General features: G+C 42.2%; 14 protein-coding genes. 10 read left to right on the plus strand and 4 right to left on the minus strand.

From position 1 onward, the window contains the following. Window positions 1-120: 120 nt before the first annotated feature. Window positions 121-1,542, minus strand: coding sequence for an MDR family MFS transporter (locus V7161_RS19250; protein ID WP_335714528.1), 1,422 nt, complete (start codon window positions 1,540-1,542; stop codon window positions 121-123). 302 nt (window positions 1,543-1,844) lie between these two features. Between V7161_RS19250 and V7161_RS19255 the strand changes: the two genes are divergently transcribed. The 10 genes from V7161_RS19255 to V7161_RS19300 all read left to right on the plus strand — a co-directional run bounded on the left by V7161_RS19255 (window position 1,845) and on the right by V7161_RS19300 (window position 11,916). Then, a complete protein-coding gene (locus tag V7161_RS19255; protein ID WP_335714529.1) occupies window positions 1,845-2,546 on the plus strand; it encodes a FadR/GntR family transcriptional regulator in 702 nt (233 codons plus the stop codon). 106 nt (window positions 2,547-2,652) lie between these two features. Then, the gene (locus tag V7161_RS19260) at window positions 2,653-3,738 is read left to right on the plus strand and encodes a tartrate dehydrogenase (protein ID WP_335714530.1); all 1,086 of its coding nucleotides are present in this window, start codon (window positions 2,653-2,655) and stop codon (window positions 3,736-3,738) included. After that, window positions 3,738-4,478, plus strand: a complete 741-nt coding sequence (locus V7161_RS19265) for an SDR family NAD(P)-dependent oxidoreductase (RefSeq protein ID WP_335714539.1) — start codon at window positions 3,738-3,740, stop codon at window positions 4,476-4,478. The genes V7161_RS19260 and V7161_RS19265 overlap by 1 nt, the downstream gene beginning before the upstream one ends. Window positions 4,479-4,481: 3 nt before the next feature. Beyond that, window positions 4,482-5,939 (plus strand): aldehyde dehydrogenase family protein, encoded by a 1,458-nt coding sequence (locus V7161_RS19270; protein WP_335714531.1) that lies wholly within the window; start codon window positions 4,482-4,484, stop codon window positions 5,937-5,939. Between the two features lie 123 nt (window positions 5,940-6,062). Then, window positions 6,063-6,917, plus strand: coding sequence for an energy-coupling factor transporter ATPase (locus V7161_RS19275; RefSeq protein ID WP_335714532.1), 855 nt, complete (start codon window positions 6,063-6,065; stop codon window positions 6,915-6,917). After that, complete coding sequence (locus V7161_RS19280; RefSeq protein WP_335714533.1) at window positions 6,914-7,810, plus strand: energy-coupling factor transporter ATPase; 897 nt, start codon at window positions 6,914-6,916, stop codon at window positions 7,808-7,810. The genes V7161_RS19275 and V7161_RS19280 overlap by 4 nt, the downstream gene beginning before the upstream one ends. Next, the gene (locus V7161_RS19285) at window positions 7,794-8,636 is read left to right on the plus strand and encodes an energy-coupling factor transporter transmembrane component T family protein (RefSeq protein ID WP_289985521.1); all 843 of its coding nucleotides are present in this window, start codon (window positions 7,794-7,796) and stop codon (window positions 8,634-8,636) included. The genes V7161_RS19280 and V7161_RS19285 overlap by 17 nt, the downstream gene beginning before the upstream one ends. 105 nt (window positions 8,637-8,741) lie before the next feature. Then, window positions 8,742-9,293 (plus strand): ECF transporter S component, encoded by a 552-nt coding sequence (locus V7161_RS19290; RefSeq protein WP_335714534.1) that lies wholly within the window; start codon window positions 8,742-8,744, stop codon window positions 9,291-9,293. A gap of 3 nt (window positions 9,294-9,296) precedes the next feature. After that, window positions 9,297-10,259, plus strand: coding sequence for a P1 family peptidase (locus V7161_RS19295; RefSeq protein ID WP_335714535.1), 963 nt, complete (start codon window positions 9,297-9,299; stop codon window positions 10,257-10,259). Window positions 10,260-10,389: 130 nt separating this feature from the next. Then, complete coding sequence (locus V7161_RS19300; RefSeq protein ID WP_335714536.1) at window positions 10,390-11,916, plus strand: amidase; 1,527 nt, start codon at window positions 10,390-10,392, stop codon at window positions 11,914-11,916. 129 nt (window positions 11,917-12,045) lie between these two features. Here the strand turns inward: V7161_RS19300 and V7161_RS19305 are convergent, their stop codons facing one another. From V7161_RS19305 to modA, 3 genes are all read right to left on the minus strand, one after another. Further along, entirely contained in the window at window positions 12,046-12,714 is a 669-nt protein-coding gene (locus V7161_RS19305) for a YjbE family putative metal transport protein (protein ID WP_335714537.1), read from the minus strand. 185 nt (window positions 12,715-12,899) lie between these two features. Then, the gene (gene modB, locus V7161_RS19310) at window positions 12,900-13,556 is read right to left on the minus strand and encodes a molybdate ABC transporter permease subunit (protein WP_335714538.1); all 657 of its coding nucleotides are present in this window, start codon (window positions 13,554-13,556) and stop codon (window positions 12,900-12,902) included. A gap of 6 nt (window positions 13,557-13,562) precedes the next feature. Continuing rightward, window positions 13,563-14,345 carry a molybdate ABC transporter substrate-binding protein gene (gene modA, locus V7161_RS19315; RefSeq protein ID WP_420491645.1) on the minus strand — a complete coding sequence of 261 codons (783 nt, stop codon included), beginning with the start codon at window positions 14,343-14,345 and terminating at the stop codon, window positions 13,563-13,565. Window positions 14,346-14,357: the final 12 nt, after the last annotated feature.

Here is a 14,357-nt window from a genome sequence, read left to right on the forward strand (position 1 = left end):
GAAAGGCTACATGAACAGTGGGATCAGCTATACAAAGGATCATATACTTATAAAGCATTGCTTTGAGTATAATCTGCTGTAAGAAAAAAGGGGGCCCGTCGCGGGCTCCCTTTGAAAACATTAATGCATTGGATTCATTTCAGCATGTTTAACGATGACCCGACGGATAAAGAACGCTAGGACAAGACTGATCAGCGTCACAATCATGGCGAACAAGAACACGTGCTGTGAGCCGAGCGTCATCGCATTAGCCACCGTTGGAGCAGGAGATTGGTGCATATACTTCTCCATGCCGCTCGTTAGTATGATGATCGCAATTGATGTTCCAATCGCACCCGCAACCTGCTGCAGCGTGTTCATGACTGCCGTACCATGTGGGTAAAGCTCTGGCGGAAGCTGGTTCAGGCCATTCGTCTGCGCCGGCATCCAGACCATGGAGATCCCTACCATTAGTCCGATATGCAAGGCGACGATAAATGCAATCGAGGATGAGGACGATATGCCGGAGAGACACCACAACATGATCGCCACGACGGCGAGGCCGGAAATAACAAGCCACTTTGGTCCATATTTGTCGAACAAACGGCCCATGCGCGGCGAAAGGATGCCGTTCAGCGCGCTGCCTGGCAACAGCATAAGCCCAGCAGTGAAAGCGGAAAGTTTCATACCGTTTTGAAGAAACATTGGCAGAATAATCATGCTGGACAAGATAATCATCATACAAGCCAGAACCATAAGCAGCCCTACGTTATACATTGGGTATTTAAAGACGCCAAGGTCCATCATCGGCTCACGCATGATCATCTGCCTAAGTGTAAATAACACAAGTGCAACCAGCCCGATGCCGATGGAAAAGAGAACGGCTGAACTGGTCCAACTTTCTACACCTTCGCCCGCTTTGCTAAAGCCAAAAACTACGCCTCCGAAGCCAATCGTTGATAATACAACAGAAAGTAAATCGATGCGAGGCCTCGTAACTTCAGTAACATTTTCCAAATACTTCAGCCCTACAAACAGCCCTATCACTAAAAACGGCAGAGAGAGCCAGAAGATGTAGTGCCATGTGAAATATTCAATTAAAAGACCTGCCACTGTCGGACCAGTCGCTGGTGCGAACATAATCACAAGTCCGACGAAACCCATTGCCGCTCCGCGCTTCTCCGGTGGATAAACGACGAGGATCGTATTGAACATAAGCGGAATCAACAGGCCCATGCCGGCCGCCTGAAGAACACGAGCGACCATAAGCATTTCGAAATTGAACGCGAGCGCCGCAATCAATGTGCCTGCGATCGAGCTCGCCAACGAACAGATAAACAATTGTCTCGTCGTAAACCATTGCAGAAGGAGCCCAGTCATCGGCATCAAAATGCCGAGAGTAAGCAGGAATCCTGTCGTCAACCACTGTGCGGTCGCGGCCGAAATTTGGAACACGACCATTAAATTACTAATCGCAATGTTGAGAGCTGTTTCACTGAACATGCCAACGAAACCGCAGATGAGCAGCGACGCCATAATGGCACGCGTATTGTATTGCTTCATTTTAGGACTCCACTTCCCTCTGATATCAATTTTCTATTCCTATATGTCTGTTATCTGTTAAATTTTAGTGTCCAAAATAATTCAAGTCAAGTTTGTAATAATGAGTCATACATGAAGTCCTGTTTGGGGCTTTTTTCTTTGAGAAAATACAAATACAGACCACTTGAACTCACTTTTCTATATCAAAATAGTTAATTATTCAATTAATAAAATAATTTCAAATATATTGACAATTCTGAATTGTGTTTATAAAATACTCTTAAGTTATCATATCATATGAAGAGTTAGGGGAGTGGAAAAACATGGCATTAAAACGTAAATCCCTCGTCGATGATGTGGTTGATGTCTTTTTAAAAGATGTGGAAAACGGTGTGTATACATATGGTGATAAATTGCCTTCTCAGAAGGAATTGGCAAACCGTTATCAGGTCAGCTTAATCGTTATTAGAGAAGCTCTGACTAAATTATCTGCAGTAGGGATTATAAGTTTTCATCAAGGAAAAGGTACTTACCTAAATAAATCAGAAAAAGGAACGTTTGTTGCTCCAGAATTTTCATCATTAATCTTCCATAATATCAATAACCTTCTTGAAATAGTGGAAGCGAGACAAATCGTTGAGAGTGAAACAAGCTCCTTAGCGGCAAAACGAAGAACAAATAATAATCTTTTAGAAATTGAAAAAACGATCGATGGAATGAAGAAAAGCTTAAACGATTATGAACATTTTGCTAAGTGGGATGTTGAATTTCACATTGCTGTAGCAAAAGCTTCAAATAATCAAGTACTGCAAAAAATTACTACGCTTCTCATTGATAGTTATCGTTCGGAGATATCAAAGTTTTTTCAAGTTCCAGGCGTTATTGAAAAGATTTTAATGGAGCATGAAAGCATCTATTATCAAATTTTAAATGGAGATAGCAGGAAGGCTTCTTTAATTATGCGAAACCATCTTGAATTACCTGAAAAGGTCTTTTCCGCAAAAATAGATGAATCCGTAAATTAAAAATGGAAATGTTCTTTTTTTGTGTAAGCGTTTTATTTTAGTTTGATAGGAGCATGGCACACTCATTTAAATGAAAGATTATATTAATTAATAAGAGGTGGAAAATATGACTAACTATCAGATTGCTGTAATCCCAGGGGATGGAATCGGCCCGGAGGTAATGAATGAAGCAGTTAAAGTCCTTGAACTGCTCAAAAAACTGGACCCTTCATTTCAAATCGAATTTGATACATTTGATTGGAACAGCGAGTATTATCTTAGGAATGGAAAAATGATGCCAGACGACGCCCTTGATACTTTAAAAAAATATGATGCTATTTTATTCGGTGCTATTGGCGATAAGAGGGTGCCTGATGATGTGACGGTATGGGAGCTAATCATGCCTATACGGAAGAATTTCAAGCAGTACATTAATTTACGTCCGGTTAAATTATTGAAGGGAGTATCTAGCCGGTATTCAGGTGAAACTATCGATTTTGTCATTGTCAGAGAAAACGCTGAAGGTGAGTACTCCAATAGCGGCGGCAGATTATATTTAGGCACGGAACAGGAGATCGCCGTCCAAAATACTATAATAACGCGCACTGGTACGAAAAAAGTGGCAAGATTTGCTTTTGAATATGCTAAAAAACATGATAAAAGGACGGTTACAAGCGCGACAAAATCGAATGCGATCATCCATTCAATGAAACTGTGGGATGAGGTTGTAAATGAGGTGGGAATGGATTATCCGGCTATAAATCTCCAAAGCTATTATATTGATGCTCTAGCAGCGTATTTTGTTTCTAGGCCAGAGGATTTCGAAGTAGTGGTTGCTTCCAATTTGTTTGGAGATATACTAAGTGATTTAGGCTCCGCCGTTGTAGGAGGGCTTGGGCTTTCCCCATCTGCAAACTTAAATCCGGAAGGAGATTTCCCTTCCATGTTCGAGCCAGTCCATGGCTCTGCTCCTGATATTGCGGGCAAAGGAATCGCTAATCCCATTGCGCAGATTTGGTCGGTAGCACTAATGCTAGAGCATTTGGGGAGAAGGGACTTAGCGGCAGTCATTTTAGAATCTATTGAACAGGTTATTGTACAAAATGAAGTGCAAACACCTGACTTAGGCGGCAGTTCAACGACAAGTGAAATGGGTTCAGCAATATGTGATGCTTTACAACACTTACTTTTAGTTAGAGAGGGTCGATATTGATGAGATTAGAAAATGAAGTGTTTGTTGTAACAGGTGCACAGGGCGGAATGGGGAAAGAAACGGTTTCAAGATTTTTAGAAGAAGGAGCTTTAGTTGTCGCTGTTGATCTCAATGTGGACGGAGTAGAGGAAAACGAACATCTCCTGCCAATTGCTGCAGATTTAACCAAGGAAGAGGAAGTGGCGATTGTTTTTTCATCTGCATTTAAGAAATTTGAGCGTATCGACGGTTTAGTTAATATTGCAGGTATCGCCCAGCCAGCAACACCTATTGAAGAAGTGAGCCTGGCAGATTGGGAGAAAATTATGCGTGTAAACGCAACAGCTCCCTTTTTAACTTGCCGTGCTGCTGTACCTTATATGAAAAAAAATGGTGGTGGAGTGATTGTCAATATCGCTTCTATTTCCATGGTGAGACCTAGGCCCGGCTTAAATGCCTATATCGCTTCAAAGGGAGCCGCCGTTTCATTTTCGCAAGCATTGGCTATTGAATTAGCTGAGTACGGAATTCGGGTCAATGCGGTGAACCCAGGTCCAGCAGATACAAATATGCTTGGGGAATTTGCAGCGAAGAATACAGATATTGAGGCAGCAAAGGAAAGTGTTTTTAAGAAAAGTGTTCCATTAGGAAGGTTGATTCGTCCTATTGATATTGCCAATTCTCTTGTTTATTTATGTTCAAAGGAAGCGTCTATTGTTACGGGTGCTGTTTTAAACGTAGATGGCGGAAGGGGGATTTAACCAGTGAAGGCAGTCGAAGTTCAAGTTCGAGGATGCTACATAAACGGGGAATGGATAGTACCTAACAATGAGAGATTAATAGAAGTGAAAAACCCAGGTGACGGTTCATTATTAGCTTTTGTTCCAAGAGGGGACAAGGAAGAAATTGACCTTGCAGTAAAAGGAGCCAAAAAGGCATTTCATTCAACTGAATGGAAGACTTTTAGTCCTTATAATCGGGGTAAGCTTCTTTATCAGGCAGCGGAAATCATTCGTGGAAATAAGGAAGAATTAGCAAGATTAGAGACATTAGATGTTGGAAAGCCGCTGACTCAATCTGCTGTGGATGTGGAGGTTGCCGCACGTTATTTTGAATATTACGCTGGAATCGCAGATAAAATTCTCGGAGAAACGATTCCCGTTGAGCCAGGAATCATCGATTATACTGTTCGAGAACCGATTGGGATTGTCGGACATATTATTCCGTGGAATTATCCTTTGCAAATTGCAGCAAGAAGCATTTCTATTTCCATTGCAACCGGGAACGCGGCTGTTCTGAAGCCAGCCGAGGATACACCGCTAACGACTCTTAAACTAGTTGAATTAATGGAGCCTTTAGGGCTGCCAAAAGGTATTTTGAATGTTGTAACTGGATACGGCTATGAGGCAGGTGCCGCCCTATCAGGTCACCCTGATATAAACCATATTACTTTTACGGGTTCGGTAGAGACGGGGAAAAGGGTTATGGAGTCAGCGGCACAAAATATCGTTCCGGTTACCCTAGAACTTGGAGGAAAATCTCCAAATATTGTCTTTGCAGATTGTTATGAAAAGGAAGCTCTTAAGTGGGTGCTTAAATCTATTGTGCAAAATGCAGGGCAGACTTGTTCTGCTGGCTCGCGTTTGGTAATTGAAAAATCCATAAAAGAAAATTTCATTCGGAAGCTTGCTGCAGCAATGGAGGAGCTTTCAATCGGACCAGGAATGGAAAATCACGATCTAGGGCCAGTGCTTTCTAAAAAGCAATTTGAGCGTATTCAAAGTTTTCTTTATCTTGCCAAGCAAGACGGTATTAGGATCGTAACAGGAGGAGAACGGAAGTTGCTTGAAGGTTACGAATTAGGCTACTACCTTCAGGCAACCATCTTGGATAACGTTCCTGCAGGTCATTATCTTGCTCAGGAGGAAATCTTTGGCCCTGTATTGACAGTTACCACTTTCCAAACAGAAGAAGAAGCAATCGAAATAGCAAATGGCACACCATATGGACTTGTTGCTGGCGTATGGACTGAAAACGGCGGGCGAGCTCACCGTGTTGCCAGCCAGCTTCAATGCGGCCAAGTATTCATCAACCACTATGGTGCAGGTGGAGGTATCGCCCAGCCATTCGGCGGTTACAAAAAAAGCGGATTTGGGCGGGAGAAAGGGCTAGAGGCACTCCGGAATTATACGCAAGTAAAAAACGTGGCGCTGAAATATTAAGGCAATAGAGGGCGTAGGTTTGACAGTAATAACAGAATACTGTTTCAGTAGAATGCTAGCAATCACTAAACAATTCGAACAGCCGATATTTCTAAATATTGGAAAAAATGAAAGGAGAATGAAATGGAGTCCATTATTCGATTAGAAAATGTTTCTTTTTCATACAAAATCAATGAAAAAACGAAAGTATCCGTTCTTAAGAATATCTCCTTTTCCATCTTCCCTGGAGAATATGTAGCAATAATTGGCCACAATGGATCAGGAAAATCTACCTTATCCAAACACCTTAACGGGATCTTGACTCCAGACAGCGGGGATGTCTGGGTTCACGGGCATAACACGAAGGATGTCAACAAGAAGCGATCTATTCGTCAAGCGGTTGGCACGGTATTCCAACATCCAGATAACCAAATTGTTGCGACGATTGTGGAGGAAGATGTAGCATTTGGCCTGGAGAATATTGGAGTACCAAGAGAAGAAATGAAAAAGAGAGTAGATGAAGCTTTAAATGTTGTCAAAATGTCTCAGTTCCGCCACAGACCGCCGCATCACCTCTCGGGAGGACAGAAGCAAAGGGTTGCGATTGCCGGGGTGCTGGCGATGAAGCCAGATTGCATTGTTTTTGATGAAGCAACAAGTATGCTAGACAGTTTTGGCCGGAAAGAAGTTCTTCAGGTGATGAGGAAAATGAACAATATGGGGATGACGATTATTACCGTTACACATCATATGTCGGAAGCAGCGGAAGCTGATCGGATTATCGTCATTGAAGGTGGGCAGATTGTCATGGATGGTCCGCCGCGTGAAATTTTTAAACATAAGCTGGAATTAGAGAACCTGCAATTAGAAGTGCCTTCAGTGAGCCAAATGGCCGAAGTGATTCACAGAAAATTTACCACTTTTTCAAAGGACATTATTCAAGAAAGTGAGTTTATTGAAGAAGTGGAGAAATTTCACAAAGCGGAGGTGGGAACATGACAGGCAGGCCAATCATTGAAATAGAAAACCTATCCCATACGTATATGAAGGGGACACCGATGGAGCATGTTGCCTTAAAAGGAGCCAACCTTTATGCAGAAGAAGGTGAATGCATAGCCATCATTGGCCATACAGGGTCGGGAAAGTCGACTCTAATCCAGCATTTTAATGGACTGATGCGTCCAGAATCCGGAAAAGTAATCATTGATGGGGAAGATTTATCGAAGAAAAAGGTGGATTTGAAAACATTGAGGCAGAAAGTGGGACTTGTTTTTCAAAACCCGGAGGATCAGATTTTTGAAAAACTTATAGGTGATGACATTGCATATGGGCCCTTTAAATTAGGCCTTCCACTTAAGGAGGTGAGGGAGCGGGTCAAATGGGCGATGGACGTGGTTGGTTTAGATTTTGAGGAAATGAAGGACAGACAAACCTTTGCGTTAAGTGGCGGACAGAAACGGAAGGTAGCCTTAGCAGGAATTCTTGCCTTAAAACCGAAGATATTAGTTCTTGATGAACCGACAGCTGGTTTGGATCCGAAGTCAAGAAAGGAATTGCTGGATAAAATTAAACGGTTAAACAAGGAAGAAAAATTAACGGTCGTTTTTGTGTCACACAATATGGAAGAGGTCGCCATGCTGGCAGACCGCGTATATGTGATGGCTGGAGGAACTGACGTGTTAACTGGCAGCCCGAAAGAAATTTTTACAGATAAAGAAAAACTGCAACATCATCAAATAGGGACCCCTGAAACAGTGCAGGTTCTTTATAAATTAACGGATCTTGGATACCAGGTAAATACGGAGGCTTTTTCCGTCACGGAAGCAGCAGAGGAAATTATGAAGGTTCTTGCCGGCAAGAAGGAGGGTTCAGAACATGTCCAGCGAATTTGAAATATCCCGTAGTATTACAATTGGTCAATACGTACCAACAGGCTCATTTATTCATCGATTAGACCCAAGAATAAAGCTTCTTGTTTTTGTTATTCTCGTTGTGGCGATTGCCTTTAATACGAGTTATTTCGGAAATGCCATTGGTCTAGTTTTATCTCTTTATTTATTCTGGGCCTCCAAAATCCCAATCAGCTACGGGTTATCTGGTGTGAAACCAGCCATTCCATTTATTGTCATCTTAGCCGTTTTACAGCTGCTTTTTCAAGGACAGCTCTTTTCAGATGGAAGAGTGTATGTGGATTATGGCTTTGTCTTAATCACCAGTGAAAGCATTCGATTGGTAGTTGTATCAGCCGTTCGATTTATTGAAATCATCTTCTTAAGCAGTGTACTTACCTTATCAACTTCCACCACAGAATTAACACATTCCATTCAAAGCTTATTAAGCCCGTTAAAGAAAATTAAGTTCCCTGTCCACGAAATCTCTTTGATTACAACGATTGCGATTCGATTCGTCCCAACCTTTGCCATCGAGATGGAAAAAATGATGAAAGCACAAGCCTCAAGGGGAGCCGACTTTGGTACCGGCGGCTGGTGGAGAATTGTTCAAAGAACAAAAGAAATGTTTCCGATTATTATCCCTTTATTTAATATCGCCTTATCAAGGGCGGAGGATTTGATTCTTGCAATGGAATCACGCTGCTATACGCCAGGAGGCGAAAGGAGTTCCTACTCCGTTTATAAAGCAATAGCGAAGGATTATCTTGTCTTACTGGTTGGATTATTTTTCTCATTACTATTACTTTTTTATCCGTTTCCTTTTTAATTAAAGGCTGTTTTCGAAAGTTTATCGGAGTATCCCAAAAAACACAATCTCTTAGCAAATAAAGGGCCTGTTTAAAAAATCCAAAAACAAAAGGGGAGTATTTGAATGAAAAAATCTTTAACAGTTCGCGATATTGTCATCGCTGGGGTGTTAGGTGCAGTTGCCATTTTATTAGGGGTAACACGATTGGGGTATATTCCAGTTCCAACAGCAGCTGGGAATGCCACAATCATGCACATTCCCGCTATTATTGGGGGGATTATGCAGGGACCATTGGTTGGCTTAATTGTTGGCGCGATTTTTGGAATATCCTCTTTCCTAAACGCAACGGTCCCTCTCTTTAAAGATCCATTAGTAGCGATTTTACCGCGTCTTTTTATCGGTGTGGTTGCATGGCTAATATATGTTGGACTCCGCCGCAAAAATGAATACATAGCGGTTGGTGCTGCTGCATTTATCGGGACATTAGCGAATACTGTACTTGTGTTAACGATGGCTGTAGTCCGCCATTATTTAACCGCGGGAGTAGCCTGGACAGTCGGAATCACAAACGGAATTCCTGAAGCCATTGTCGGTACTATTGTTACATTAGCGGTTGTATTAGCCTGGAAACAGATTGGCAAAACACAAAAATCAAAGATTTCTAAGGATTTATAAGGGATGCATAATCAAATTACAGATGTACCGGGAGTAAAAGTTGGAAATAAAGAAAATCAACAGGCATTGACTGGTTGTACCGCTATTCTTTTTGAAAGGGGTGCGGTAGCTGGAGTGGATGTAAGAGGGTCCGCTCCCGGAACCCGGGAAACCGATCTTTTAGACCCGGTTAATTTAGTTGATAAAGTTCATGCCATCTGTTTAAGCGGTGGAAGTGCGTTTGGTTTGGATGCCGCTTCTGGCGTAATGCAATTTTTAGAGAATGAGGGGATCGGCTTAGATGTGGGTGTAGCTAAGGTTCCTATAGTTCCAGCAGCTGTGTTGTTTGATCTGCCATACGGTGACCCCAAAATTCGACCCGATAAACAGATGGGTTACGAGGCTGCAAAAACGGCAACTACAGAAATGTTTAGCACAGGAAATTACGGAGCCGGCTGTGGTGCTACCGTTGGAAAATTGGCTGGTCCAGACTTTTGTATGAAGGGCGGCCTCGGTAGTGCGTCACTCCGCTTAGAAAATGGCGTGGTGATAGGGGCGATAGTAGCTGTCAATCCTGCCGGTGATGTCCGCGACTCTTCCTCGGGAGAAATTTTGGCAGGACCTTATAAAGATGGGAAGCTTGTTGATAGTATCAAGCTTCTTGAAAAAAACTATCAACCTACTATTCCTGTTGGGTCTAATACCACCATTGGGGTTATTGCGGTCAATGCCGATTTAACGAAGGCGGAGGCAACGAAGGTAGCCCAAATGGCTCAAGACGGGTATGCAAGAACGATTTATCCAGCTCATACTCTGTTTGATGGGGACACCATTTTTGCTGTGGCTACCGGAGGAGACAGGGTTCCGGTAGATGTGATTGGCGGCCTTGCTGCAAAGGTCATGGAGATGGCGATCATTAACGCGGTTAAATCAGCAGAAAGTATTGAAGGAATTATCGCTCATAAAGATTTATTTAATTTAAGATAAATATAAGCTGTAATAAGTGGCTGTAAATAACCATTGGGATGATACGAAATTAATTTAGTGTTTTACATTGGAAAGATAAGATTGCAGTGATAAATATCCAATCCGAACAAATAAGAAGGAGTGAAACTTTGTGACATTTGCTATGAGCTGGAATGAATGGTCTAACCTTGATGCCATTGGCCTCGCCGATTTGGTACGAAAAGGAGAGATTACCCCGCGAGAGGTGGCCCAACAGGTTTCACTCGCCATCGACACCTTAAATCCTTCGGTCAACGCGGTCATCGAGGTCTTCGATGATGCGGTCAATAACCCTATGAAAGACGGAACGAAAGCTGATGGGGTTTTTGCAGGAGTACCATTCCTGATGAAGGATCTAGGACCCACTGTTAAAGGGCGTCTACAGGAAATGGGATCTCTGTTTATGCGAGGAAATCGTGCTTCAGCAGACAGCTTCCTTACCAGTCGCATTCGCCAAGCAGGTCTTAACATCATCGGGCGGACGACAACACCTGAGTTTGGGCTCTGCAGTTCAGCCGAGAATCCAGAAGTCTATGTTACGCGAAATCCGTGGAATCTTGACTATACAACCTGCGGATCTTCTGCGGGCACGGCAGCTTCGGTTGCGGCCGGAATCATTCCCATCGGCCATGCGACTGATGGCGGCGGCTCGATTCGAATTCCTGCAGGTGTAAATGGCAACATCGGTTTGAAGCCGTCCCGCGGCGTCTTTTCGGTTGGTCCCTACAGTTCGGACTTGATGGGTGTAGTATCAGCTCAGGGTTGTCACTCACGCACCATACGTGACACCGCTGCCTTTGTGGACAGTTGCAGGGGGGGAGCACCTGGCGAGTTCATGCCATATTGGTTGCCTTCCGAGCCTTACTCCGAGCTGATTCGCCGGGATCCGAAAAAACTTCGTATCGCCGTTTCACATCAGTGGGGAGATTACGCGGCCACACCACACATAGTTGCTGAATTGGAACGGACGGCCCGCTTCCTCGAAGCACTTGGCCATCACGTCGAGTGGGTAATTCCGGACATTGACTTTCATACTGCCTACGAGGCACAAACCGAATGCTATATCATGAATTTTACACAAACTATTCAAGGTCTATTGGAGCAAAAAGGCTTGGAAAAGCCACCTGCCAATCTTATTGAACCGATGTGCATTCGGGTCTGGGAAGAAGGCCGCTCCGCCTCGTATACGCAACGTGCCAAGATGCAAGCGAAGTTCAACGACACTTCCCGCAGGGTAGCCTCCTTCTTTGAAGACTGGGATATCATGCTGACCCCGACGATTGCCCTGCCTACGCCATTGGTTGGAACGAAGGAGTATTTGACAATCAGCGATAATCCTTCTGTCTATGATTGGTTCCAAAACCTCTGGGGGATATTCTCATATACTCCGATCGCCAACCTTTGTGGCCTTCCGGGTATCTCGTTGCCGATGGCTGAACTTGAGAACGGGCTGCCCCTTGGAATTCACGCACTCACACGGCAAGGGGACGATGGATTGCTACTGCAGCTGGGAGCCCAAATCGAGCGCGCACTAAATGGAAAATGGAACCACGGGCGGCGGCCAGGTGTACATGTAACATCAATTGATGCAGTGCCACAACAACTTTCGCCTTTTCCGGAATCCAGGAGACAGCTGTAGGTGAGTAAACTGATAGTAAATAAAAAGAAAAAAGAGTAAAAGAAGAGCAGCCGAAATGGAACGGCTGCTTTTATTAATTATTTAGCCCCATTTGCAATACAGTGCATTTTAAACGGTGCTTTCCCATAATTAAATTGTAGCTTTTGCTTCTTTTCCCATGTTGTTCTTTACAAACACTGCTACCACCAAAATGATAGCCATAGCAATTGGAATAACTAAATGAAGTGATTCTGGAATTAAGATGTGGACCTTTTCTAAGCCTTTATCTTCAACCATCATTTTACCTGCAGCAAAGGTTAATAAACCTGCACCTGCATAAACGATAATAGGAAATCTCTCCATTAAGCTCGTTAATAATTTGCTGCCAAAAATAATGATTGGGATTGAGATGAGAATTCCAATTGCAATCGGCAGAATTCCTTCCGCAACGCTTGATAACGCAATAACATTATCAATAGACATTGCGAAATCGGCAATCGCAATCGTTTTGATTGCTGCTAGAACTTGATCTGATGGTTTGATATTTGCGTTCTCTTCTTCTTTATGTGCGATTAAATTGTAGCTGATTCGTAACAAGATTAAACCGCCCACTAATTGCACGAAGGGGATTCCTAGAAACTGAATTAAAACAGTTGCTGCTAGAATCCTTAATACAATAGCCATTAATGTCCCGCCAAAAATTGCCCGATTTCTCAAATGCTGGGGGACTTTACTAGCAGCTAATGCAATAACCACCGCATTATCACCCGATAACAAAATATCGATTCCTATTAAACTTAAAATTTGTAGAACTGTCATGTCTTTAGAACTCCCCCTGTTTATGTATATTTTTAAACTTCTATGTTATTGATATATCATATCTTTTTGGACTCTGGCAAAAAATTTTATGAACTTAATATGGGAATTTTGTCCAAATCTATTTGAAATAAGAAAAGACATCCCATAAAGGAATGCCTTAATTATTGGAAAAAGTTTTATCTTCATCAGGATTTAATAAAATGTACGCATATTAACATCAAAAATGAAATAGCTATCATACTTGTTACCCAAAGCCACGCCAATTCCATGTTGCCTGAATCAATTGCTACATATATAGCGGTAGGAATTGTTTGGGTTTTCCCAGGGATGTTTCCTGCGAACATTAATGTGGCTCCAAATTCACCTAATGCTCTCGCAAAACTCAATATTGCACCTGCAATGATTGCTTTAAGTGCAAGCGGAATTGAAATAAACATAAATAAACTGAATTCATTTGCTCCGTCCACACGAGCAGCATTCTCGATATCCTCATCTACTGCTTCAAATCCTGTCCTAGAAGATTGATACATAAGAGGAAATGCGACTACAGTCGAAGCAATCACAGCAGCCCACCAAGTAAACATTGCAGGTTGATTAAAAATCCACTCAATCAATTTCCCTACTGGACTATTCCGACCAAAAAACATAATTAATAGGAAACCTACGACTGTCGGAGGTAAAACTAACGGTAAAAGGAAAATGGTATCAACTAAGACTTTTCCTTTAAATTTTCTATTAGCCATTATCTTTCCAAAAAACAGTCCTAAAATGATGACCGATATTGCCGAAACAGAAGCAATTTCAATAGATAGTTCGACAGGAGACCAAAAGCTTGTTGCCATTTTTACCTATTTCAGTTTCTTAAATCCATACTTTTCTAACGTCTTCATTGATTGATCATTTTGAAGATAGTCGTAGAATAGCTGGGCTTCTTTTTGATGGGTACTATTCTTAATTACCCCTACTGGATAAATAATCGGATCGTGTGTGTCATCCTTAGCAGTAGCCACTATTTCAACTTTTTGAGAAGTTAATGCATCTGTCTTATATACAAGTCCAGCGTCGACATTGTTAGATTCGACATAAGTAAGCACTTGTCGAACATCTTTTCCATATACTATTTTTCCTTCAATAGACTTCCAAACATTTAGCTTATCCAAGGTCTGCTTACCATATTGCCCTGCAGGAACGGACTCAGGGGTTCCAAGTGCTACCTTATCAGATTTTGTTAAATCTTCGAATGTGTTAATTCCTTTATTTGAACCCTTTGGTACTACCAGGACAAGTTCGTTTCCTACTAAATCTGTTCCGTTTTTCTTTTCAATAAGTCCATCCTGAATTAATTTCTGAAATTTGTCCTCAGCAGCAGAAAAGAACAGATCGACAGGTGCTCCCTGGGAAATTTGCTGCTGAAGGGCCCCTGAAGCTCCTAAGTTATAATTTATAGTGACATTAGGATGTTTTTTTTCAAAATCTGCTTTAATATCAGTTAAGGCATTCTGTAAACTTGCAGCTGCTGAAATGGTTAATTCCACTTTCTTTTCAGAAGCTGCTTGTTTCTGTTCTTCTGGTTTTTTAGATTGTTCTTTTGTTGAACATCCAGATAAGGCTAATAATAATAGCATCATCATAAAAAATATAAG

The sequence above is a fragment of the Neobacillus drentensis genome (assembly GCF_036965425.1).
Lineage (GTDB): Bacteria > Bacillota > Bacilli > Bacillales > Cytobacillaceae > Neobacillus > Neobacillus drentensis_F.